This is a genomic window from Mycoplasmopsis phocirhinis (assembly GCF_004216495.1).
GTDB classification, from domain to species: Bacteria; Bacillota_I; Bacilli_A; order Mycoplasmatales; family Metamycoplasmataceae; genus Mycoplasmopsis; species Mycoplasmopsis phocirhinis.
This window is the reverse complement of sequence record NZ_CP034841.1, coordinates 747,545-770,429: the sequence shown is the minus strand read 5'-3', so window position 1 is coordinate 770,429 and position 22,885 is coordinate 747,545. Positions and strand designations below refer to the sequence as shown.

The following is a 22,885-nucleotide window of genomic DNA, read 5'->3' as shown; positions in this document are numbered from 1 at the left end:
TAAAAATAAATATCGCCGAAGCGATATTAATCTAATTAAGCTATAAAATCGTTGATACCAGGAAAAATTTGTTCATCTACACCTGGTATTACTCAATATTTATTTTTAAATCGTTTTTTAATACCAGCTTGACGTTTGCTTTCAAGTTTGTTTCAAATAAACATTGTGATAAATATTGACGAAAAGACAGTATTAATAGCTCCAAAAATTAATGTAACACTAAATGAATATTCAATTGGATAAATGAATAAAGCTACTATACTTGCGATAATAACCATTGCAATTAGTGAATAAATACTACGTTTAAAATAAGTTTGCACTGCTTTATTAGCCACCATTTCAACGCCTTCTTTTTCAATAAAATCAGTGTGGAAATTTAATGACATTTGCTCTTTAATTTTACTTATCAAAATAATTTTATCATTCGCAGAAATAATTAATAACGCAGCAAAAGCAATTATTGTTAATGTATTTAATTCAATTCTAGCAAGCGCTACAAAACTAACACCTAAAATAATATCTATAATTAAAGCGATTAATACAGCAATCGCGTATGTTCATTTAAATCTAATTAAAATGTAAATAAATATTATTCCCAAGGCGACTAATACAGCATAAATTGTATTTAATAAAAATTCTATTGAAGATAAAGAATTAAAACCATAAGAAAGAATATCGACACTCGCTATCGCTTGAACACCGTTTCGGATGGCGCTAATTTGTTGAGGCGAAATAGATTGGGAAGTTTTTATTACTACACTATAAGCATTATTTTGCGAATCAAGAGCACTTAAACTAATAACATCACTAGCATTAGAAATGTTTAAATTTGCCGAGTTATTAATTAAATAATCTCTAATTTGCGTTGCTTGCTCAATATTAATTGTAGTGTTTAAGTCTTGACGACCTTGTATTGTAATATTAACTCCCCCTTGGAATTCTAATGCTCGATTAAAACCAGCACTAATATTTTGATTAATACCAGCAAACACACCAAACGTAATTAAAGCTAATAAAACAAAAATTCCAATTGCTACTAAATATCATTTTGAGTGAGAGATGAAATTTAAATTTGTGAATTTATTTACAAAAGCATGATTCAATTTTTTGCTTCTAACACCTAATAGATTTGGTTTTTTGCTAAATAATTTTGTATTAACTAACATTGATGTTACAAATCTAGTCAACAAAATAGCTGAAGTGGCAACACCTATTATAGAAAACACTAAACTAATACTAAATGTTCTTATACCTTGTGTACCAAAGTAAAAAAGCATAAATGAAATTAGAATAATTACTATGTTCGAATCAAAAAGGGTTGAAAGAGTTGAGCGCATAGTTGTGGCTAATGCTTTACGCATTTTTTCGCCACGATAAATTTCCTGTTTTAATCTAGAATATGTTAAAACAATAGAATTAAAGAAAATTAATAATCCAAGCATTACTGATGCTAAAGCAATTGGAGAATATTCGCCACGCAATGTTGTAAACATTAACATTGTGATAAATAAATATAAAGCCATAGAAATTGTACTCAAAGCACCCAATAAGCCATAATTAACTATAAACATTATCGCAATTAAAACAAAAATAACACCAATAGCAATTAAAGATAATAAATATGCATTATTTGTTTCATTGGCACTTATAAAGTTACTTGACACAATTTTTAAATCATATTTTGCAATACCAAATTTAATGTTTTCAGCAAGTTTTTTAGAACTTTCATCTGTAAGTCTTTCACCTCTAGCACTAGAAGGGATACTAAAACTTTCACCTCGTAATGGAGTATTAACACCAACTTTATTAATTAAATAATTATCAGCATTTATTGAATAAGTTTTCAATACACCTTGATTTTGGCCTTGATCAGGCGTTTCATTCACATAAACAAAATTATATGGATTTTTATTCGCTTTTATTCATTCATTTAAATATTCATTTCGTGCGATATTAATCAAATCATCAATATTTAACCAAGTCAACAAAAGATTTTGACCTTGAGCTTTTTTAGATAAATAATCAGTTGCTTTTGTTCATTCGATTTCAGCTGTTTTATTGCTTAATGTTACATCAACCACAAAACTATTGTTGCTACCGAATGAGTTAAAATTTTGGCGAGCGTTTCTTATCGGTGGTACAAAAGAATTTAATATTTGTTCGTCTTCAACAACATCTTCTCAATTAATTTTATTATTTTCATTAGGTTCAACAAAAACACCGTTTCTAAAAAGTGGTTGACCAGAAATATCTGTAAAAATTAAAGTAGATTTAGTTGTTAAAAGTTTTTCAAATGTTTGACGTTCCTTCACGCTTAAATCACCAGTTTTTGAAATTTTCAGTTTATCGTCGCTTTCAACATCCACTCTAACATCATTAAAATTATTACTATCGCCGATTCGGTTTTGTACTGAACGAGCAACTTCTGTAACCGGTGTTTTTGACTCGTTATTATTTTCAATTGAAACTAAAAATTCCTGACCACCACCGTATTTGATAGATTTTTTAACATTTTTTGTTGTATATAAAGTAGTTCCGGCTACAACAGTTGTAATTGTCGCAGCGACAATGAAAAATGAAAAAAATCATCTTTTTCAATTGCTTAAAGTAAAAAACCTCTTTAAAGTAGAAGCTGAAAATATATTCTTAAAAAACTGCCCTATTTTTTTCATATGTAATGTAATTATATATTAAGTTTTAAATTTAATAATTAATATAAAAAGTTCAAGCACACTATAAAATTACTTCTTCAGTGGTATGCTTAAACTTTTAAACTTAATTTAAATAAAAACAAAATATATTTAATGATATCTATAATTTTTTATTAAGTATTCTACGCCTTCTTTGGTTATTTTTCTTCCACGAGGACTCTTTTGTATTAAATGATAATATAACAAAAGCGGTTCGATATCATAAATGATATTATCGCGTTGATAATTTAATATACCGACTAGCGAATCTAATGAGGCACTTTTTTCATCGAATGTATCATTCAAGAGTTTTAAATATTCAAGATGCTCCCTGCTTAAACCAAATTCATATAACTCAAGATATTTAAATGTTTCATTAACTGTTTTAATACTAATTGATTTTTCGTTATTTTTTATTGAAAAATCGTTCACTCTTCTCAATAAATGTATTGCGACACGAGGAGTGCCTTTTGAATGTTGTGAAATTGTTTCTAACACATTATCTTCGGCTGAAATATTCATACTTTGATAAACATTTTCAATAATTTTAAATATATCATCTACACTATAAGGATTTAAGCGTCCTTGAAAACCAAAACGATCTTTGAGTGGTTGTGATAATAAATTTATTTTAGTTGTAGCTCCTACTAAAGTGAAAGGTTTTAAATTCATTCGCATTACTTTTGAATTACCTTCTGGACCAATAATAATGTCAATTTTAAAATCTTCCATTGCTGAATAAATCAATTCTTCAACATTTTTATTGATACTATGAATTTCATCAATAAAAATTAAATCACCCTCATTAATTTGTGTAAAAACACTTAAAATGTCAGCCTTTTTTTCAAGTAAGGAACCTTGTAAATAATGAATTTTTACCTTCATTTCTTCAGCTAAAATTCCTGCCAATGTAGTTTTTCCGGTTCCTGGTGGTCCATAAAAAAGAATGTGATCTAAAATTTCTTTGCGAAATTTTGAACCACTAATCATTGTTTTTAAAGTAGTAATTAATTTGTCTTGTCCAATAAAATTTATGAAATTTTTAGGACGCAAAATTTGACTTTTCATTTTCTAAATCTTTGCCGGTTATCACAAACATAGCTTGTTGAATAATTTCTTCCACATCATTTAATTGAGGAATTTCATTAAGAGCTGTATCTATTTCTTTTGTTTTGAAACCTAATGTTTTTAGTGTTTCGCGTGCTTGGTCTAATATATTTGAAGTATATATATTTTGTGATGCTTTTTTAGAATTAATCATCTTAGCTCATTTTTCACTTAATTCTGCAATTGCTAGACGCGCTACTTTTGGGTTTAAATAAGGTGTTTTCAATAAACCATCAAAATCAGCAATGGCTAGCATACTCGCTATTTTTTCTCAACCTTGATTTAACATATTAAAGGCAACTTTAGGCCCTACGCCGCTTAATGAAATTAAATCAGCAAACAACAATCTCTCCTTGAAGTCTTTGAAGGCATATGTTGCCTGATAATAATCGTTTTTTATGTCAAATAAATATAATTTAGTTTTTGTTTTAGCACTTACTCTAGGATGATCTGGCATAATTAAACTATAGCCTACACCACCCGATTCAAAAATTAGGTTTGAATTGTTTTTATAAACAATTTCTCCTATTCTATATAAAATCATTTTTCTCCTTATTTTAATTTATAGTATTTTGATATATTTTTAAGTGAGGTAATAAATAAACCTAACCGTAACAAAAAAGACATAATTTTTTTATCCATATTTTCCTTTCTTTTTTCTTACACTTAAAATACTAAAACATTAAAAAAGTAAATTTTATTAACTTTTTACTTTATAAATTTTGTGAATAAATTAGCACAAGTATTTAAAAATTAAGAATTTGATTATTTTTTAACTCTTTATTAGTTTTTTTATTATTCAAACCTATGTGGAAAATATATTTAATAAAAAAAACTGCTAATAAGCAGTTTGGTGTATTTAAACAAATGGTACGCAAGGAGGGACTCGAACCCTCACGCCGCAAAGCACTAGAGCCTAAATCTAGCGTGTCTGCCAATTTCACCACTCGCGCACATGGTGCCGGCTATAGGACTCGAACCTACGACCTACTGATTACAAGTCAGTTGCTCTACCAACTGAGCTAAGCCGGCGTTTGAATTGCTTGATTATTATAGCATAAAAGGATTTTAAAAAAATAAAAATTTTTGAATTTTTTTAATAAAAAAACTAGCAAAGCTAGTGGTGTAATTTACAAATGGTGGAGAATAAGGGGCTCGAACCCATGACCTACGCCTTGTAAGGGCGCCGCTCTCCCAACTGAGCTAATTCTCCATATGGCAGTCTGTACGGGAATCGAACCCGTGCGTGCATGGATGAAAACCATGTGTGTTAACCGCTTCACCAACAGACCATAATGGCGCCGATTGCGGGGATCGAACCTGCGACCAACTGGTTAACAGCCAGCTGCTCTACCGCTGAGCTAAATCGGCATTGCGAAATATGCTTTATAATTATAAATTATTTTTAAAAATAAATAAATAAATTTTTATATTTCGCTTTTAAATAGGTAAACCTACTCGGTGATTAACAAATGGAGGAAACGAGGGGAATCGAACCCCCATTACTAGCATGGCAAGCTAGAATTTTGCCATTAAATTACGTTTCCATTTGCAATAAAATAATATCGCTTTTTTTAAAAAAACAAAATATTTTTTTAAAAAAAATTAATAAAAAAAATCCTAATGGATTTTGGTGTTATTTAAACAAATGGCGCGCCCGGCAGGAGTCGAACCCACAACCCCTTGGGCCGTAACCAAGTACTCTGTCCAGTTGAGCTACGGGCGCATATGGAGGCACCAACCGGATTCGAACCGGCGATCAAAGTTTTGCAGACTAATGCCTTACCGCTTGGCTATGGTGCCATATGCGAAAACATTATACAATATTATTTGATTAGTGCTAATTTATTATACATATTTTTATGTTTTAAAAAAATATTATTTTCAATAAAAATCTAATAATTTTTCTTTATCTTTGTTGTTCAATAATATATCAATGATGCTGTTAAGTAAAGGAATATCTAAATTTTGTAATTCTGCTTTCATATTGTTTAAAATTAAAGCAGTATTAAAACCTTCAACAGTTTTGTCGTTTAATTTTAATGATTTTTCAACCCCTAATTCTCCAACTTTTAGCCCGAAACTATAATTTCGACTTGTGGTACTTAAGCAGGTTAAAACAATATCGCCAATAGCGGCCAATTGATAACCTGTTGTTGTTTGAGTTTGAGGAAACATTTTTTTGGCTATTAAATAAATTTCGTTTAATCCCTGCGAAATTAATGCGGGAGCTAAATTTTTAGATGGATATAAATATGAACTTATTCCTATACCAACGGCTAAAACATTTTTTAAAGCCGAAAATACTTCGCTACCGTGTTCATCCGTATTTATTTTTAATTTAAATGTGTCATTGTTAAATAAGCGAGCAACTTTATCTAAAAAAAGAGAATTTAAACCAACAATATTAATCATTGTGTGGTGGTTTTGGAAAACTTCGGTTGCAAAAGATGGACCTATTAAAGAAGCAAAATTATTTAAGTTAGGGCCAAATTCATCTTTAACTAATTCTGATATAAATTTTTTGGAATTAAAATCAATTCCTTTTGAAACGTTAATAACATTTACTTTGCGAGTTTTTAAAATTTGCTTAATTTTTGAGATAACATCGGCAATTGCTGGGGAAGGAACTGCCAAAATAATCAAATCTGTGTCTTCTAACGCTAGATTTAAATTGGCTGTTGCAGTTAAATTATGCGGATTATTAAATTTTAAATTTGCAAAATATTTTGAGTTTAATCCTTGGTTAATGTCTTTAATTTCATTTTCATCAATACCCCACATAATAATTTTATGATTATTCTTGCTTAAAACATTGGCTAAACCCGATGCTCAAGCCCCTGTTCCTATAAAAGTTATTTTAGCCATAATTTCCCCTTTTATTAATTTTTATTAACATTTTTATTGTAGTTTCACTCAAATTTTAATATTTTATAAATCTTATAAATTTTGCGTGCTTGATTTTTATTCCCTTGTTTAATTAATTTTACTGTTTTTACAAAAACTAATAAAGTGAATAAACAAATAAATGCATAAACATAAAATCCAATCAAAACTAGTGTTATTAAAACTAGTATTGTGATGTTGATTGATTTAGCAAAATTAAATGAATTTATAAAAAAATAAATTGCAGCAACACCGATAAACAAAACTAATGCTATCAAAAACCAAAATTCAACCATTTTTTTTCTAGCTTTAATTTTGTTTTCAATTAATTCAGGATTTTGCATTACATTTTTTACTTCATCAGAAAAATCAAAATCTAATATTGTCATTATTGCTCCAATTCTTTAAAAAGTGCTACTATTTTTTCAACACTTAATTCTTGAATACGTGTAAGTTCATTTAAATTTAATGTCTTATATGCGGCATTTATTTTCGACATAGAATAAGCCGATTTTAGTGACCAAGATAATTTTTTGCGTCGTGAAAGAAAACAAATTTTAAAAAAATTCATCAATTTAGTGAAATTTAATTCGTTTTTACCTTTAAATTCTATTGATATTATTGCTGAATCAACTTTTGGTTGTGGGTAAAATAATTTTTTATCAACAAATAACTCTTTTTTAACATTAGCAATGTATTGCAAAGTCACTGATAATTTTGAATATTCAGGGGTGTTAATTTTGGCAACAATGCGATTTGCTACTTCATCTTGAACCATTAAAATTGCCCGTTTAAATAAATGTCTATATTCAACAATTTTAAAAATAATTTCGCTGGTTATATAATAAGGAATATTACCTACTATTTCGTAGTGCTCAAAATTGTCTAAATTAGACAACAAAAAATCTCCTTTAATTATTTGTGATAAATTAATTATTTTGTGCACAACTAAATAATTAATCATGTCTTGATCGATTTCAAAAACAGTTAGATTTTTTGCATCTTTATTTAAATGTTTAGTTAAAGCACCCATACCAGGGCCAATTTCTAAAATATTTTTGTTTTTTGGAGAGATAATATCAATAATTTGTTCAATAATTTGACTATTAATCAGAAAATTTTGACCAAATTTTTTTTTAGCAGCAATATGATTATTTTTTGGCATTTATATTAAAAAACTCCTTGGCGTTTCGGTATATTTGTTTAGCAAATTTTTCTATAGACATTTTTTTTATGCCGGCAATATATGTAGCAACAAAAATTACATTTTCCATCACATTTTGTTCACCTCTTTTTTGAGCAGGCGATAAATAAGGTGCATCAGTTTCGGTTAAAATTCTTTCTATAGGTAGTCACTCAACCACTTCAATTAAATGATTTGAAGATTTATAGGTAATTGTGCCTGAAAAACTGAAATAAGTGTTTAATTCATAGAATTTTTTTGCTCAAAATAAATCTCCGCTAAATGTATGAATCATAAATTTTACGTCTCTATATTGCGAAAGAATTTCATATAGTGTTTCATATGAATCACGCATATGAATCACTACTGGTAAATTGTGTTTTTGAGCGACTCTAATCTGTGAATGTAATGAATCAATTTGAATTTGCGGTGATACATTATTCCAATAAAAATCTAAACCAATTTCTCCAATTGCTTTTATATTTGTATCTATTTGAGCCTCAATTAAATCACCGTCTACTTTACCCGTTGCATTATTAGGGTGAATTCCTATAACTGGATAGGCAAAAGGATAATTTTGACAAATTTTTTTAACTTCTTCGTTTTCCTGAATTGAACAACCAGTAACCATCATTATATTAACACCATTTTGATGTGCTTGCGAAATAGTTTCGTCAATATTTGAATAATATTCCTTTAACGGATGAGTATGTGCATCTACTAATTTAATTGCCATCTTACCTACTTTCCAAGACAAAAGTTTTTAAACATATCATCCAATAGTTGTTCATTATCAGCACGGCCTGTGATATCAACCAAATTTTTTCACGCCTCTGTAATATCAATAATAACTAAATCCGTATAAACACCATTTTGCAATGCTTGTATTGCGTTTTTTACTGAAATATTTGCTTTTTTAATTAATGATAATTGCCGGGCATTGGTAACATAATCGGCATTATTTAATTCAATTTTATTAAATTTATTTACTAATTCATCTTGTAATTTTTCAATTTTGCTATGATGGGCACTAATACTTAAAGCACCTTTGGGGGCTGGTTTAATATCATTTTTATTTCATACTGTGATAATATTTTTATTAAATTGAGCTGCATTTTTATTAATTTCATCATCAAATTGATTATTAACTTGAGTTGTATCCAACACATGAACTACAATGTCGGCATTTTTTATTTGATTAAAACTTTTTTCAATACCAATTTTTTCAGCTTTTGTTGTGGTTTCTCTTAAGCCGGCAGTATCAATTAATTTAAATAAAAAACCTTTGTATTGTCAACTAGCCTCAACCAAATCCCTTGTAGTGCCCGCTTCATCTGTTACTATAGCTTTTTCTTCACCAATTAAACAATTTAGTATTGTGCTTTTACCAACATTTGGCTTACCTATTATGGCTACTTTAATACCATCAAACAATAATCTTGAATTTTCACTTTGTTCAACTAATTCACTCATTTTTTTCTCTATTCTAATTAATTCTTCAATGAGACCATGATCTAAAATTTTTTCAACATCATCATATTCAGGATAATCAATATTAACTTCAATACGTCCAATTAAATTCATTAGTCAATCACGCATTTCATTAATCATTTGTGAAGTTTTACCATCAAATTTTTGTACAGCTAATTCTGTTTGAATTAAAGATTGAGCATGAATTAAGTCGTTTATGGCTTCTGCTTTAATCAAATCCATTTTGCCATTTAAAAATGCTCGCCTGCTAAATTCTCCTGGTGTCGCAAGTCTTGCTCCATTTTGTAATATTAACTCTAAAATTCGATTAGAAATTACTACTCCACCATGACAATTTATTTCAACAGTATTTTCACCTGTAAAGGTATTTTTGCCAATAAATCACATTACCAAAACTTCGTCAATTATTTTATTATTGTTAAAGTTATCGATTATATGACCGTATGTAATTTGATGATTTGAACCAATTTTTCCATTGAATATTTTGGAAATAATGTTAACACTATCCTGACCACTAATTCTTATAATTGAAATTGCTTGATTTATTTTACCACCTGAAGAAATAGCTGCTATTGTATCATTAATCATAATCTTTATTTTACCTTAATATTTATTTATTGAATTAAATTAAAAAAAGCAGCTTGCTGCTTTGGTGTAATTTACAAATGGAGGGGATGACGGGAATCGAACCCGCATAATCAGCTTGGAAGGCTGGAGTTCTACCATTGAACTACATCCCCGATTTATAATTGCTATATAATCATATAACTTTTTATTTTTTTTCAAAGAAAAATATAGTTTTATTTAAATTTTAATAAAAAATGCCAACAAATTATATGTTGGCATTATATTATTAAACAATTGAATTATTTAAATTCAACTGAAGCACCAGCTTCAACTAGTTTTGCTTTTAATTCTTCAGCTTCATTCATTGAAACATTTTCTTTAACTACTGCTGGAAGTGCTGAAACTAATTTGTTCGCTTCCATTAAAGGTAGTCCTAAAACTTCTTTAACTACTTTAACAATTGGTAATTTTTTACCGTTATCTGAAGTAATAACAACGTTAACTGAAGATTTTTCTTCAGCTGCTTCAGCTGCTGGAGCAGCTGCTACAGCAACTGCTGAAGGGTCAATTCCAAACTCTTCTTTCATTGCTTCAACTAATTCCATAACTTCTTTAATTGTCATTTCTTTTAATGCTGAAATGAATGTGTCTTTTTCTAATTTAGCCATTATAAATTTTCCTTTCAAATATGTTATATTAAAAAATTATTCGCTTTCTTTTTCTGTATATAGTTTTAAAGAAAGAGAAAGTTGTTGTAAAGGTGAGATAAGTGAGCGAGCAAGTATTCCAAGTGCTTCTTCGTAATTTGGTAAAGCAGCAACTTCAGCCACACCTTTCGCATCAATAACTTTTTGTTCAAAAATACCAGCTTTAAGTGCTAATAATTTATTGGTTTTAGCAAATTTACTTAAAACTTTAGCTGCTGATAATTCATCCTCATTACTAAAAGCATAAATATTTGGTCCAACCAAGTGACTTGCTAAATCTACATATCCAGCTGTTTCAAGAGCATATTTTACAATACGGTTTTTGTAAACTTTTAACTCAACACCAACTTTTTTTGCTTCAACACGCAACTGTGTTAGTTCTTGAACAGTTAAACCACGATACTCAGCAACAATCACAGATTTAGCATCAGTAATTTTTTGTGAAATTTCTTTTGCTAATTCTTTTTTCATCAACTTAAATTTTGATTCTTTAGCGTTCATGGAGTTTTCTCCTTTCATTAATATGAGCAATACAAATATTCAATATACATTCGGTAACAAATTAAGTTAAAACAGTTACTGTCTTTATGTATTGCGTAGCAATTATATATATTTTTTAATTAAAAGATAGTAAAATATTAATATTAAATTTATTTATAGATTTTATAAGCCATAAAAAAACATAAGTGGGGTTAAAATGCAACAAACTTTCAAGGTTTCAAACGGTTCATCGATTAAACATATAGCTGAATTTATTTTAGCAAACTTAACTAGTTCAAAAATAATTTTACTAAATGGCGATTTAGGTGCTGGAAAGACCACCTTAGTTAAAGAAATAGCCAAATTAATAGGAATTAAGGAGCAAATTACTTCACCTACTTTTAACTATATGAAAGATTATAGTGGTTTAGTCCATATTGACGCTTATCATTTAAGTGAAGATTTAATTGAATTTGAAGATTATTATTTAGATAACATTGTTGCGATTGAATGATCGGATAATATATCACATTCATATAAAAACTACATTGATATCAGAATAAGTTTAGACGAACAAAATAATCACATTTTTGAAATAAAGGAGTATAAATAATGAAATTATTTATTGACACAACTGGTGATGATTTTGCTCTTGCTTTATTAAACCAAAATAACTATTGTCTTGAATTTATACTGCTTAAAAATGTTCCTAAAAAAGTTAAATTATTGGTTGAAAACACTGAAAAATTATTGAAAAAAAACAAAATAAACATCAATGAAATTACTGATTTTTACCTAAATTTAGGACCGGGTTATTTTACTGGTGTGCGAATTGCTTTGGTTTATGTTAGAACAATAGCTTTAATCACAAAAGCCCAAATAAATACAATTAGTTCAATGCAAATACTAATAAAACAAAACCCACTTAAAAATAATTTTTTAATTAATGCTTCAGGATCAAAAGTTTATGCATATCAAAATACTAATAATAAAATTTTTGATGTAAAAAATATTGAGATTTTAGACAATGAAAATGTATCTTATAACACAATCGATTATATTGAAATATTCAATAATTTTCAGAATTATATAACTTTATTCACACACCAAAAAGACATTATCAATATTGAACCATACTACATTAAAAAACCACAAATTGGAGGTAAATAATGCGTATTTTAGGTATAGAAACTAGTCATGATGATACATCAATTGCGCTTTTAGAAGATGGCAAAATATTGGAAATGAAAACAATTAGTCAAATCGACATTTTTAAAGAATTTGGTGGCACTATTCCTGAAATTAGTTCAAGAATACACGTTTCAAATATCAATATTATTCAATTATTTTTTCAAAATAAATATGATTTTGAAACTATAGATTTTATAGCTTATACGCAAAAACCGGGTTTAATAGGCACATTACAAATAGGTTATTTATTCGCGAGTGCATTATCCCTTGTATTAAATAAAAAATTAATTCCTATCAACCATCTAGAAGGTCATTTTTATTCAAATGCTATTGAGCAAAATGTTGAATACCCATCTTTATGTTTGCTTGTATCAGGCGGACATACTCAATTAATGTATGTCAAAGATCCGTTCAATATCGAAGTTATTGGCGAAACATTAGACGACGCTGTTGGCGAGGCATATGATAAGATTAGTTCAAAACTCGGATTAGGTTTTCCAGGTGGGCCAATAATAGATAAAATTTATCAATCATACACAGGCGAATACATTAAATTTACAAAACCGCACACCGACAAACCATATGATTTTAGTTTTAGTGGTTTAAAATCACAAGTTTTAAATTACTATAACACGCAGGTGATGAAAAAACAAAAAATAGATAAAGAAAAAATTGCCGCAAGTTTTCAGCAAACAGCAATTGAATATTTAATTTCTAAAACACAAAATGCATTAGAATCATTCAAAGTTAATTCGCTTACTTTAGCCGGTGGAGTGAGTGCTAATACTAAATTAAGAGAAGAATTTTTAAAATTAAGTAAAAAAGCAATTGTGCCAAATTTAAAATATGCAACCGATAATGGAGCAATGATAGCCATGTGTGCGTACGAACAAATAAAACATGTTAAAATTAAAAATAAAATATAATATTAATTACATATTTTAATATTAATCTATAATTTAATTATTATTTTAAATTTTAAGGAGAAATTATGGCATTCAAAAAAACACAAATAACTAACAATATTGTGCGCAAAATTGGCAAAATTGGTGGATTGTCGAGTAGTGGTTATACAAAAGAATTAAATCTAGTTTCTTGAAATAATGGTGAGGCTAAATACGACATTCGCGATTGAAGTGAAGACTATGCTCGCTCAAGCAAAGGTATTACTTTATCAGTGGATGAATTAAAAACCTTAAAAGCTCTTTTAGATGAAGAAATAAAAAAACTTTAATTTTTATAAGTAAAAATAATTAAAATTAAACCTTTAATAAGGTTATTTTTGTTTTAGTTAAAGGACATCATGATTTTAAAAGCAACACAAAACGACATAAATTCAGTAAAGCATTTTTTAAATCTAGACGCGGATAAAAATTTCTTTTTTATTGGTGATATCGATAGTTATGGAGTTGAATCAACAATACACAAAACATTAATAAAAGTTGAACAAGATGAAATAGTTGCAGTTTTATTAATTTTTAACCAAACATTACTTTTTTTTGATCCATACTCAAAATTATGTTGAAGTGAAATTAATGAAATAATTTTGCAAAATAATTTAAAAAACATCAATATTTCAGATGATATGTTCAAAAAAATTGAAAAATACGTCAAAAATGAAAATAAGTATGTTATACACCAACAAATAATGGCAAAATTAAATCACAAAATCAACATTAACACAGACGAAGTAAGCAAAGCTGAACTCAAAGATATACCTAAAATAGTTGAATCAAGATTAAAAATTAAAGAATTTGCAAATTTTGCTAATGAGTATGACCATGAGTTAAAAGTTTATACCCAATCATTTACGGCTGGAATATCAAATCCTTTTATTATTAAAAATGAAAATAATGATGTTATAAGTTGTGCTTTAATAGCAATAAACGCCGATAATAAATGTTTTATCGGTGGAGTTTATACATTAAATCAATATCGCAAGCAAGGTTTGGCATCAAAAGTTGTAGCAAAATTATCAAATTGAATAATTGAGCAACAAAAAATACCAATGCTTTTTTACCATAACCCAGAAGCTGGAAGTGTATATCGCTCATTGGGTTATGAAGAAATCGGTAGTTTATATACAATTATTGTCAAGTAGAGGAGTAAAATGTTTAATTTTTTAGAAAACAGAATTCAAAAATCAATTCAAAAAATGAACAAAAAAACAATCATCAATGAAGAAGATATTTTAGAAGTAACTAGAGATATTAAAATGGCTCTATTAGAAGCCGACGTCAACTTGAAAGTGGTTAAAGAATTCATTAAAAACGTCAAAGAAAAAGCACTCGAATCTAGGTTGGTAGGTTCAATAAATGCTTCTCAACAAATGATTAAAATTGTTCATGCCGAATTACAACAAATTTTAGGTGGCGAAGTCAAAGAAATTAAAATTGATAAAAAACCTTTCATCATAATGATGACTGGATTGCAAGGCTCAGGTAAAACAACAGCAACTGCCAAAATTGCTTATTTTTTAAGAAAAAAAAATTATGTCAATAAACCTCTTTTGGTAGCTGCTGATATTTATCGTCCTGCCGCTGTGCAACAATTAGTAACATTAGCAAAAAGTATTCAAGTAGATTTTTTTGAAAAGGGTGTAAATGTTAGTGCTCAAAACATTGTAAGTGAAGCAATTGAATATGCAAAGCAAAATCAAAATGATTTAATAATCATCGATACAGCCGGTCGTTTATCTATCGATGAAAATCTAATGAACGAATTAATTGATTTAAAACACATTGCTAAACCCAGTGAAATTTTCTTTGTTGCAGATGCTTTAAGTGGTCAAGATATTATAAATGTTGCTACAACATTTAACGACAAATTAAAATTAAGTGGTTGCGTGATTACTAAACTAGATTCAGATGCACGCGGTGGAGCGGCATTGAGTTTAACTAAAGTTCTTGATTTAGCAATAAGATTTATTGGTACTGGTGAAAAAATTTCAAATTTAGACTTATTTTATCCTGATCGAATGGCTGATCGTATTCTTGGAATGGGCGATGTTTTGAGTTTAATTGAAAAAGCAGAAGAAGTTTATGATCCAAAAGATGCAAACAATATGGTGGCTAAATTATTAAAAGGCAATTTTACTTTGGATGATTTAATGAATAATTTAGCACAGATGAAAAAATTAGGCAAAATGAAATCTATTTTAAAAATGATTCCGGGTTTGGCAAATAAAATAAGTGAAGAAAAAATTGATGAAATTGAAATCAAAATGCGTTCATATGAAATTTTAATTTCATCAATGACTAAAAAAGAACGCTCAAACCCCAAATTATTGAAACAAGCCTCACGCAAGGCACGAATTATAGCCGGAAGCGGTCGCAATGCTTTTGAATATAATCGTCTAGTTAATGATTTTGACGCTATGGCTAAAAATATGGGCGAAATGGCTAAAAAAATAAAAAATGGCAACCTTTCTGATTTATCCAAACTTGGTTTTGGCGGAGGATTTGGTGGAATTTAAAGTACCGGAATTTTTCCGCTGACAAGGTGAAAATAAACTGTTTCATTTTGAAGGAATTTCATTAGCAACCTTTAACATGATTTTTTCTTTAGCTGTTTTAACAATGATTATGATGTGAATTTTTAAAAAACCAATTTCACGCTCATTTAACAACAAAGACAAACATCTGCTATTTTTAACTAAAAAGCAATTATTTAGATTAATTGGTTCAATAATATTGATTTTTATGTTGGCTCGAATTATTCTAATAATTACAATAAAATACCCAACACAATGAGAGGTTTTACCTTTGCACTTATGTCGATTTATGTTATTTTTGAGTGCTTTATCCTTAATTTTCAATAAAACTCATTATGTTAAATATTTTGGACATATTGCAATTGTTGGAGCAATGATCGCGTTATCTAGACCTGATTTCGACTTTGAAAACGGTCTAAAACCTTTTCGTACCGGTTTAGATTCATATTATTTTTGAGATCATATTACCACACACTCATTTTTATTAATATTAACCTCATTTCTATATGTAGTTTCAAGTTCAAAATTCAAAGCAAAAGATCTTTTATACACAATGTTATTTTTCTTAATAACAACTATAATTATCTTCATAATAAATTGAATTAGTGATGTTTATGCTCCAACCTCATGAAAAACAAATTACTTTTATTTAGGCCAAGATGCATATAATACCCAAAAAGACGTTTTAGGTGTATTGTCTAAATGACCATTCAATTTATTCACTTGAACAACATTAGGAGCTGGTGTTGCAGTTGTTTCAATACTATTTTGAATTTGACAAGACAATTTTTATTTAGACAAAATTAATTCAAAATGAGTATTTGTTAAACAAAAATCAACTCGCTGAGTTGAATTTAAGAATTCTTTTCCAAAAATAGCAAAACAAAATTAACATCTTCAAAATGTTAATTTTTTAAAAATTATTTTTTATCAAAAATTAAAATAGGAAATAAAGCTAATAATGCAATCAGTAAAATAATAAAAAGAGAAATAGCAATAGCCGCAAAAATACGCTTGGAGCGAGCTTTGCGAACTTGTTGTGAATATTGATGTGTCATTTTTTTAGCTTTTTGCAAAATATTTTGACGACTTAATTCATCCATTTTTAATATTTTTTCATTGTCTATTTTTGTATCTAAATTCAATGTTTTATTCAGCAATTCAGTCTGTCCTTGAGGATCTATTTTTCTTTTATTCATATAATTATTGTATACATAAATATTTCAAAAACAAACCAATTTAATAATAATTGTTTCAAAATAGATAAATTATTTTTAAAATAAAATTAATGTATTAAAATACAAATATTATTTATTTTAAAATTAAATTTTTATGACAATAATTTATTAACAATCAAGGAGATGATATGAATAATGTCAATATATTTGCATTAGGTGGTTTAGACGAAAACGGAAAAAATTGTTATATTTTTGAATATAATGACAAAATATATATTATTAACGCAGGAACAAAAGTTCCTATAAATTCTAAAAATGGAGTTGACACATTAATTCCTAATTTTTCATATTTAGAGAAAAATAAAGACAAAATAGTGGGTGTATTTATAAGCGATGTTAAAAACGAAACGTTTTCGGCATTACCTTGACTTTTAATGCATATACCAAACTTAAACATATATACATCTTCATTTAACAAAATGATGATTAATGAGCGAATTTCTAAATATAAAATAATGCATAAAAGCTTCAAAATTCACACAATTTCAAAGATGACAAAATTTAATGATATTTTTGTACAACCTATTGAGTTGGCGGGTTCAATGCCAGGACATATTGGCTTTGATTTTATAACACCAAATGGTGATTATTTATTTATGTTTAATTTTGTTGAAGGAGATTTAGGAATTTATGGAAAACTTAATTTTGACATCTTACAAAACGCATTTAAAAAAAGACAATTAGTCGCTTTGGTTGTTGACGCGGGTAGAGCAAATCACGGCGGTAAAGCTGTTGAAAAAATAAATTTACCTGCATCACTGCGCCAAGTCTTTATGTCGGCAAACCCTGATGAGAGAATAATAATTGGAGCCTATGATGAAGAAATGGTAGCCATTCACCAAATATTGAATATGGCCTACGAAACCAACCGTCCAATTGTAACATACGGAAAAACATATGGTCAATTATTTAACTTAATGAAAAAAGAACACCCTGAACTGCCTTTACCAGAATTAATTGATTACAAAGTTGCCAATAAAAGCAATAATGCCGTTGTATTAGTTACCGGAGCAATTGAACGTTTATATTCAAGATTTTTACGAATTACTGATAATAATGATGTCTTTTTGACTTTAAAACCAACCGACAATGTTATTATGATTGCGCCACCAGTTGCTGGACTTGAAAGCATTGCTGCTATATCGCTAGATGATATAGCCCGCATTACTCCCAAAATTTCTGATGTTAGTGCAAAAGAATTTTATAGACACCGCCCTGCTAAACAAGATTTAATTGATTTAGCATTAAAATTAAAACCAAAGTATGTTATTCCTGTTCAGGGTTTATATCGTTATTTAGCTGAAGCGGCTAAATCTATTAGCCAAGAAGCTAAAATAAAACCACAAAATTGTTTATTGTTACAAAATGGTAAAATAGCTCATTTTATCGATGGTAAACTTTCAAGCACAAAAGGCAAAATAAAAGGAGTGGGCGATGTAATCATTGACGGATTTGGAATTGGGGATATAAGCACTGAAGTGATTGCTGAACGTGAAATATTAGGTAGAGACGGAGCTATAATAATCACTTCTGCTTTTGATTCAACATCTAAAAAATTAACCGGTAAATTACAAATTAATATGATTGGTTCAATTCCAAAAGATGATAAAAAAGATGCTGAACAATTAATCACTTTAACAATGGCAAATTTAATTGATACAGAAGAATTTGAAGGTTTAAAAGACTTTCAAAATCGTGCTCGTCATGTGATTAGAAAAAAAGTTTTTAAAACATTCAACAAAGAACCAATGATTATTGTTTCACTTAATCAAAGTTAATTATTAGTATATAATTGTTATACTAAATTATTTTGATTATAGGAGATTTATGAAGTCATTAAAAATATCAACAATAATATCGTGAATTATTACCTTAGCACTTGTGATTGGGTTATTTGTTCTTATCGCTTATTATCAAGGTTTATATTCAGGTGTAAAAGAAAGTGGTGAAGCACAAAAAAATGCCTTCAAGCAATTGAGTGGTAATTCAAGTATTTATGGTTATACATTGTTATCTTTAATTGTTGTTTTTACTGTAATTAGTTCATTTTTATCAAAAATATGATACAAAAATAAAGACAAAAAATTAGCGCACGATATTGATCGAGATGTTACAGAAAATTCTAAATTATTTGACTTTTCAAAATCAAAATTTTAAAAATACTCATTGCAATGAGTATTTTTGTTTAATTTTATTCATCTTTGAGGGAGTTTCGAAATTTCTTTGGTAAACAATTGTCTTTTTTGATGATATTAACATAATAGTGAATTAGTTTTGGATTGAAAAAATATTTTTTTTGATTCTTTTTTTCAATTGCTTGTTCTAAACCGGCATAAATTAATTTTTTTAAACTAAGTGAATAGTTAAAATTAATTGCATTTTGTTTAAATTCATCACGATCAACAACTAGCATTTCTCTACGTGGATAACATTTAATATCTAAATCAAAATCAATAAATTTAATTGTGTTATCTTCGTAAATTGGTTTAGAGGCTAAATTAACGTAAATATAATTATTAGTTTTTTCTAACATTACCAAACCATTATAATTTTCTCTTTTAGGTAAAAATCAAATTACTGGAACATTATAATTTCACGAATTTTTGTATTTTTCGCCAACTTTAGTACGGTAAAGAAACAAAACATAATGATCATCAGTGTTTCTTATTACTTTAGCACCATTTCACTGACGATATAGTGTACCATCATATTTATATGCTTGCACATTAACGATTGCCCCTAAAAGTGGAAAAATCATCTCCCTTTTTTTATTATTAGGCATATTACTCCTCAATTATTAGTGCAACAACTTTAATATTGAATAACAGATATTGATATTAATTTATTCAATATTTTAATTATAAATGAAATTGATAATATCATTCTATAAAACTTTTAAACTGGTCAAATTTACAAAACTTATTCAAACAAAATATCTACTTAAAGTATCAAAATAAATGCTATTTAATTTAATTTTTACATTAAAATTTAAATACTATGGGATTTTTTAAATTTTTAAAAGAAAAAATTTTTGGCAGAAAAAAAGATAAAGTAGCCGAAAAAGAACAACAAATTGCTCAACAAGAAGAGCAAGAATTACTAGAGTCTAAAAAACTAGAAAAATATTCAACTGGATTGGCTAGTGCTTCAAGTTTGGGAAGAAAAATTTTTAACCTGCAAAATAAGCATAAAAAAATCAACGAGGAATTTTTTGAAGAATTAGAAGAAATATTGATAATGTCAGATATTAGTGCTCAATTAGTATATGCCATAATTACTCATCTTAAAAATCAGGTTAAAATTCGTAACTTAACAGATTCTAAAGATATCGGGGAATTAACTGCTGATCAAATGTTTGTAATATACACAAACAAGAGTATTATTGATACAACGTTAAATTATGAGCAAAATCGACTAAATATCTTTGTTTTTATAGGTGTTAATGGTTCTGGTAAAACTACATCAGTAGCTAAAATTGCTCACAAGTATGTTAAAATGGGTAAAAAAGTATTAATTGCAGCGGCTGATACATTTAGAGCAGGAGCTGTAAGCCAACTTGATATATGAACAACAAGAGCAGGAGCAGACATAGTTAAACCAGCTAAAGAAGGTGCCGATCCTGCATCAGTTGTTTTTGACGCTTTGAAAAAAGCAAAAGAACAAAATTATGACTTATTATTAATCGATACGGCTGGCCGACTACAAAATAAAATTAATTTGATGCGTGAATTAGAAAAAATATATTCAATTATTGCCAAATTTCAGCAAAATGCTCCCCATGAATGTTTATTAGTTCTTGACGCAACGACTGGTCAAAATGGCATTAGTCAGGCACGTCATTTTAAAGAAGTTGCTAATCCAAGCGGTATTATATTAACCAAAATGGATGGTACTAGCAAAGGTGGTATAGTTTTATCAATCAAGGATGAGTTTGATTTAAATGTTAAATATATTGGTTTAGGTGAAGGATTAGAAGATTTGCAAGAGTTTGATCTAGATAAATTTATTTACACCATGACTAAAGAATTAATTAAGGCAAGCGAAATTGAAGATAAATAATTTTGAACAACGCGAGTTTTATATTGAACTATACGAAAAATATCAAAATTTATTGACGCAAACTCAAAAACAAGCATTTAGATTATATTTTTACGAAAATTTAAGTTATCAAGAAATTGCTAATATCACCGCCACTACGCGTAGTGCGGCGTATGACAGTGTTAAAAAAGCTCTAAAAAAATTGCTAAATATCAACGAAAACATTCAATAATTTTTTTAAAAAAAATTTATCAAAATTTCGTTTATATATATAATTAAAAAAGATTTGAACTATTTTTATATAGCAATTACACAATTATATATTTATAAAAATATATAAATAAAGTTATAGGAGAAAAAATGGCAAGAGAAGGCTTTACTTTTCAGTGCAGTGGATGTAAAATGGAAAATTACATTAGCAAAAAAAACAAAAAAAATCACCCAGAAAAAGTTGAATTAAATAAGTTTTGTGCTAAATGTGGCAAACATTCATTACATAAAGAAAAAAAATAAAATTCAGTTATCACTGAATTTTTTATTTTAACCAAGGTTGATATAAAATAAATGCCAAAGCAATATTACCTAAAATCAATGAAAACATTGGAGCTTTTTTTAAGTATAAATATAGTGAAACGCCAATACCTAACGGAATATAAATATATGATATTATTTGTCTTCAACCTTTAAATAAAAATAAATATGTCGTATTATTATAATTCAATTGGGCATAACGACTACTTGACTTATTAAAAACTACTTGCGGAGCAATAAGGCCGATCAGCAATTGAATTGCTAGAGCAATTATAATTGCTGCAATCACTGGATTCATTACTTTAAGCAATTGTCTAAAATAGTTAGAATTATCAAATTTGTGTGAATATTTAAGTGCTAATTTCATCATTAAAATGGCGGGAATTGTAAAAGCTAAAAAAGTTATAAACATTGCAACAATTCCTATTCATATATTATTAGATACTAAATAACCTGTAATAGCTGCAAATTTAGGACTCAAAATTCCTGGAGTGGAATTTGAAATGGCAAATATGTTACTAATTTGTTCCGTACTAATGTTTATTCCAAATCACGAACTTAAAGAATTTCACAATCATGTAAAAATTGGAATAAATATTTGACCACCACCAAATACGGATAATGAAATTAAAATAATTAACGGGATTGATACTAATAAAGCAATGAACATTATTGTTGTCTTTCTTTTTTAAGTTTTTGAATATTTTTTCTTTTGTTTATTACATATACCGCACTAAAAACGGCAATTATTAAAACCATTACAGCAACAGGAACATTTCAAGGTGTTGGCACAAACAATGAAAACGCAAATGTTGAAATAAATAAAAGTATTCACACACTAATACGCGATTCTTTAATGCCTTTACGAAAGTAATTTCAAGCAAAACCAAATAAACTTCCAACAATGGCAATTAAAACACCTGTTTGAATTATTGCTAAATAGCGTCTATTTAATTTATTAACTAAAAATATTAAACCCACAGCCAAAACTATATGGGGAATTGAGGCTAAAATTACTACTATAAAACCTTTTCAAAATCCTAAAGCCTTAATCGCGATGTAAGAAAGAGCCTCAATTGCCATAGGTCCAGGCAACATATTAGTTATTACAACATTTTTGTCAAATTCATCACTATCTAATCAAGCATATTTATCAACTACATATCTTTTAATTACTGGCATAAGGGCATTTCCACCACCAAAACCAATAAAAGTTACAGTCAAAATTAAAATAAACATATTTCAAAATGTCGGTTTTTTTTGCTTTTTATTCATTTTTTGCT

General features: G+C 28.0%; 26 protein-coding genes and 9 tRNA genes. 12 read left to right on the top strand and 23 right to left on the bottom strand.

Going from position 1 to position 22,885, the window contains the following annotated elements; genetic code table 4:
• Positions 1 to 35 precede the first annotated feature (35 nt).
• From secDF to rplJ, 19 genes are all read right to left on the bottom strand, one after another.
• Entirely contained in the window at positions 36 to 2,672 is a 2,637-nt protein-coding gene (gene secDF, locus EG856_RS03175; protein ID WP_130429668.1) for a protein translocase subunit SecDF, read from the bottom strand.
• A gap of 129 nt (positions 2,673 to 2,801) precedes the next feature.
• A complete protein-coding gene (gene ruvB, locus EG856_RS03170; RefSeq protein WP_130429667.1) occupies positions 2,802 to 3,758 on the bottom strand; it encodes a Holliday junction branch migration DNA helicase RuvB in 957 nt (318 codons plus the stop codon).
• Positions 3,733 to 4,341, bottom strand: coding sequence for a Holliday junction branch migration protein RuvA (gene ruvA, locus EG856_RS03165; protein ID WP_130429666.1), 609 nt, complete (start codon positions 4,339 to 4,341; stop codon positions 3,733 to 3,735). Before ruvA ends, ruvB begins: the two co-directional genes overlap by 26 nt.
• A gap of 324 nt (positions 4,342 to 4,665) precedes the next feature.
• Positions 4,666 to 4,750, bottom strand: a tRNA-Leu gene (locus EG856_RS03160).
• Between the two features lie 3 nt (positions 4,751 to 4,753).
• A tRNA-Thr gene (locus EG856_RS03155) sits at positions 4,754 to 4,829 on the bottom strand.
• Positions 4,830 to 4,934: 105 nt separating this feature from the next.
• Positions 4,935 to 5,010, bottom strand: a tRNA-Val gene (locus EG856_RS03150).
• 3 nt (positions 5,011 to 5,013) lie between these two features.
• Positions 5,014 to 5,089, bottom strand: a tRNA-Glu gene (locus EG856_RS03145).
• A gap of 4 nt (positions 5,090 to 5,093) precedes the next feature.
• Positions 5,094 to 5,168, bottom strand: a tRNA-Asn gene (locus EG856_RS03140).
• A gap of 102 nt (positions 5,169 to 5,270) precedes the next feature.
• A tRNA-Gly gene (locus EG856_RS03135) sits at positions 5,271 to 5,344 on the bottom strand.
• A 102-nt stretch (positions 5,345 to 5,446) separates the two neighbouring features.
• Positions 5,447 to 5,523, bottom strand: a tRNA-Arg gene (locus EG856_RS03130).
• 3 nt (positions 5,524 to 5,526) lie between these two features.
• Positions 5,527 to 5,600 (bottom strand) — tRNA-Cys (locus EG856_RS03125).
• Between the two features lie 75 nt (positions 5,601 to 5,675).
• On the bottom strand, positions 5,676 to 6,665 hold the full coding sequence (locus EG856_RS03120) for an NAD(P)H-dependent glycerol-3-phosphate dehydrogenase (protein ID WP_198868308.1): 990 nt from the start codon (positions 6,663 to 6,665) through the stop codon (positions 5,676 to 5,678).
• Positions 6,666 to 6,679: 14 nt separating this feature from the next.
• Positions 6,680 to 7,072: a hypothetical protein gene (locus EG856_RS03115; protein WP_130429664.1), complete on the bottom strand. Its 393-nt coding sequence runs from the start codon at positions 7,070 to 7,072 to the stop codon at positions 6,680 to 6,682.
• Positions 7,072 to 7,848 (bottom strand): 16S rRNA (adenine(1518)-N(6)/adenine(1519)-N(6))-dimethyltransferase RsmA, encoded by a 777-nt coding sequence (gene rsmA / locus EG856_RS03110; protein ID WP_130429663.1) that lies wholly within the window; start codon positions 7,846 to 7,848, stop codon positions 7,072 to 7,074. The genes EG856_RS03115 and rsmA overlap by 1 nt, the downstream gene beginning before the upstream one ends.
• Complete coding sequence (locus EG856_RS03105; RefSeq protein ID WP_130429662.1) at positions 7,835 to 8,602, bottom strand: TatD family hydrolase; 768 nt, start codon at positions 8,600 to 8,602, stop codon at positions 7,835 to 7,837. The genes rsmA and EG856_RS03105 overlap by 14 nt, the downstream gene beginning before the upstream one ends.
• A gap of 5 nt (positions 8,603 to 8,607) precedes the next feature.
• On the bottom strand, positions 8,608 to 9,945 hold the full coding sequence (gene mnmE / locus EG856_RS03100; protein WP_130429661.1) for a tRNA uridine-5-carboxymethylaminomethyl(34) synthesis GTPase MnmE: 1,338 nt from the start codon (positions 9,943 to 9,945) through the stop codon (positions 8,608 to 8,610).
• A gap of 78 nt (positions 9,946 to 10,023) precedes the next feature.
• Positions 10,024 to 10,097 (bottom strand) — tRNA-Gly (locus EG856_RS03095).
• 126 nt (positions 10,098 to 10,223) lie between these two features.
• Positions 10,224 to 10,592, bottom strand: a complete 369-nt coding sequence (gene rplL / locus EG856_RS03090; RefSeq protein WP_130429660.1) for a 50S ribosomal protein L7/L12 — start codon at positions 10,590 to 10,592, stop codon at positions 10,224 to 10,226.
• A 36-nt stretch (positions 10,593 to 10,628) separates the two neighbouring features.
• A complete protein-coding gene (gene rplJ, locus EG856_RS03085) occupies positions 10,629 to 11,132 on the bottom strand; it encodes a 50S ribosomal protein L10 (protein WP_232954220.1) in 504 nt (167 codons plus the stop codon).
• 196 nt (positions 11,133 to 11,328) lie between these two features.
• On the opposite strand from rplJ, the gene tsaE reads away from it, so the two are divergent.
• The 7 genes from tsaE to EG856_RS03050 all read left to right on the top strand — a co-directional run bounded on the left by tsaE (position 11,329) and on the right by EG856_RS03050 (position 16,687).
• Positions 11,329 to 11,724, top strand: a complete 396-nt coding sequence (tsaE, locus tag EG856_RS03080) for a tRNA (adenosine(37)-N6)-threonylcarbamoyltransferase complex ATPase subunit type 1 TsaE (RefSeq protein ID WP_130429658.1) — start codon at positions 11,329 to 11,331, stop codon at positions 11,722 to 11,724.
• Positions 11,724 to 12,281, top strand: coding sequence for a tRNA (adenosine(37)-N6)-threonylcarbamoyltransferase complex dimerization subunit type 1 TsaB (gene tsaB / locus EG856_RS03075; RefSeq protein ID WP_130429657.1), 558 nt, complete (start codon positions 11,724 to 11,726; stop codon positions 12,279 to 12,281). Before tsaE ends, tsaB begins: the two co-directional genes overlap by 1 nt.
• Positions 12,281 to 13,228 (top strand): tRNA (adenosine(37)-N6)-threonylcarbamoyltransferase complex transferase subunit TsaD, encoded by a 948-nt coding sequence (gene tsaD, locus EG856_RS03070; RefSeq protein ID WP_130429656.1) that lies wholly within the window; start codon positions 12,281 to 12,283, stop codon positions 13,226 to 13,228. Before tsaB ends, tsaD begins: the two co-directional genes overlap by 1 nt.
• A 65-nt stretch (positions 13,229 to 13,293) precedes the next feature.
• Entirely contained in the window at positions 13,294 to 13,536 is a 243-nt protein-coding gene (locus EG856_RS03065) for a YdbC family protein (protein ID WP_130429655.1), read from the top strand.
• 69 nt (positions 13,537 to 13,605) lie between these two features.
• Positions 13,606 to 14,403, top strand: a complete 798-nt coding sequence (locus tag EG856_RS03060) for a GNAT family N-acetyltransferase (RefSeq protein WP_130429654.1) — start codon at positions 13,606 to 13,608, stop codon at positions 14,401 to 14,403.
• Between the two features lie 9 nt (positions 14,404 to 14,412).
• Positions 14,413 to 15,777 carry a signal recognition particle protein gene (ffh, locus tag EG856_RS03055; protein ID WP_130429653.1) on the top strand — a complete coding sequence of 455 codons (1,365 nt, stop codon included), beginning with the start codon at positions 14,413 to 14,415 and terminating at the stop codon, positions 15,775 to 15,777.
• Entirely contained in the window at positions 15,767 to 16,687 is a 921-nt protein-coding gene (locus tag EG856_RS03050; protein WP_165381425.1) for a YwaF family protein, read from the top strand. Before ffh ends, EG856_RS03050 begins: the two co-directional genes overlap by 11 nt.
• A gap of 28 nt (positions 16,688 to 16,715) precedes the next feature.
• On the opposite strand, the gene EG856_RS03045 is transcribed toward EG856_RS03050, so the two are convergent.
• On the bottom strand, positions 16,716 to 16,994 hold the full coding sequence (locus EG856_RS03045) for a hypothetical protein (RefSeq protein ID WP_130429651.1): 279 nt from the start codon (positions 16,992 to 16,994) through the stop codon (positions 16,716 to 16,718).
• Between the two features lie 167 nt (positions 16,995 to 17,161).
• Here EG856_RS03045 and EG856_RS03040 point away from each other — a divergent pair, with 167 nt between their 5' ends.
• Both EG856_RS03040 and EG856_RS03035 read left to right on the top strand, forming a co-directional pair.
• Positions 17,162 to 18,811 carry an MBL fold metallo-hydrolase RNA specificity domain-containing protein gene (locus EG856_RS03040; RefSeq protein ID WP_130429650.1) on the top strand — a complete coding sequence of 550 codons (1,650 nt, stop codon included), beginning with the start codon at positions 17,162 to 17,164 and terminating at the stop codon, positions 18,809 to 18,811.
• Between the two features lie 49 nt (positions 18,812 to 18,860).
• Entirely contained in the window at positions 18,861 to 19,190 is a 330-nt protein-coding gene (locus EG856_RS03035; RefSeq protein ID WP_130429649.1) for a hypothetical protein, read from the top strand.
• Positions 19,191 to 19,224: 34 nt separating this feature from the next.
• Here EG856_RS03035 and EG856_RS03030 read toward each other — a convergent pair whose 3' ends face one another.
• Positions 19,225 to 19,815, bottom strand: coding sequence for a DUF402 domain-containing protein (locus tag EG856_RS03030; RefSeq protein WP_130429648.1), 591 nt, complete (start codon positions 19,813 to 19,815; stop codon positions 19,225 to 19,227).
• A gap of 215 nt (positions 19,816 to 20,030) precedes the next feature.
• Between EG856_RS03030 and ftsY the strand changes: the two genes are divergently transcribed.
• From ftsY to rpmG, 3 genes are all read left to right on the top strand, one after another.
• The gene (gene ftsY, locus EG856_RS03025) at positions 20,031 to 21,092 is read left to right on the top strand and encodes a signal recognition particle-docking protein FtsY (RefSeq protein ID WP_130429647.1); all 1,062 of its coding nucleotides are present in this window, start codon (positions 20,031 to 20,033) and stop codon (positions 21,090 to 21,092) included.
• Positions 21,079 to 21,303: a sigma factor-like helix-turn-helix DNA-binding protein gene (locus EG856_RS03020; protein WP_130429646.1), complete on the top strand. Its 225-nt coding sequence runs from the start codon at positions 21,079 to 21,081 to the stop codon at positions 21,301 to 21,303. The genes ftsY and EG856_RS03020 overlap by 14 nt, the downstream gene beginning before the upstream one ends.
• Positions 21,304 to 21,431: 128 nt before the next feature.
• Entirely contained in the window at positions 21,432 to 21,584 is a 153-nt protein-coding gene (gene rpmG, locus EG856_RS03015) for a 50S ribosomal protein L33 (RefSeq protein ID WP_130429645.1), read from the top strand.
• A gap of 22 nt (positions 21,585 to 21,606) precedes the next feature.
• Here rpmG and EG856_RS03010 read toward each other — a convergent pair whose 3' ends face one another.
• Positions 21,607 to 22,272, bottom strand: a complete 666-nt coding sequence (locus tag EG856_RS03010; protein ID WP_130429644.1) for a chromate transporter — start codon at positions 22,270 to 22,272, stop codon at positions 21,607 to 21,609.
• On the bottom strand, positions 22,272 to 22,877 hold the full coding sequence (locus EG856_RS03005) for a chromate transporter (protein WP_130429643.1): 606 nt from the start codon (positions 22,875 to 22,877) through the stop codon (positions 22,272 to 22,274). Before EG856_RS03005 ends, EG856_RS03010 begins: the two co-directional genes overlap by 1 nt.
• Between the last annotated feature and the right edge of the window lie 8 nt (positions 22,878 to 22,885).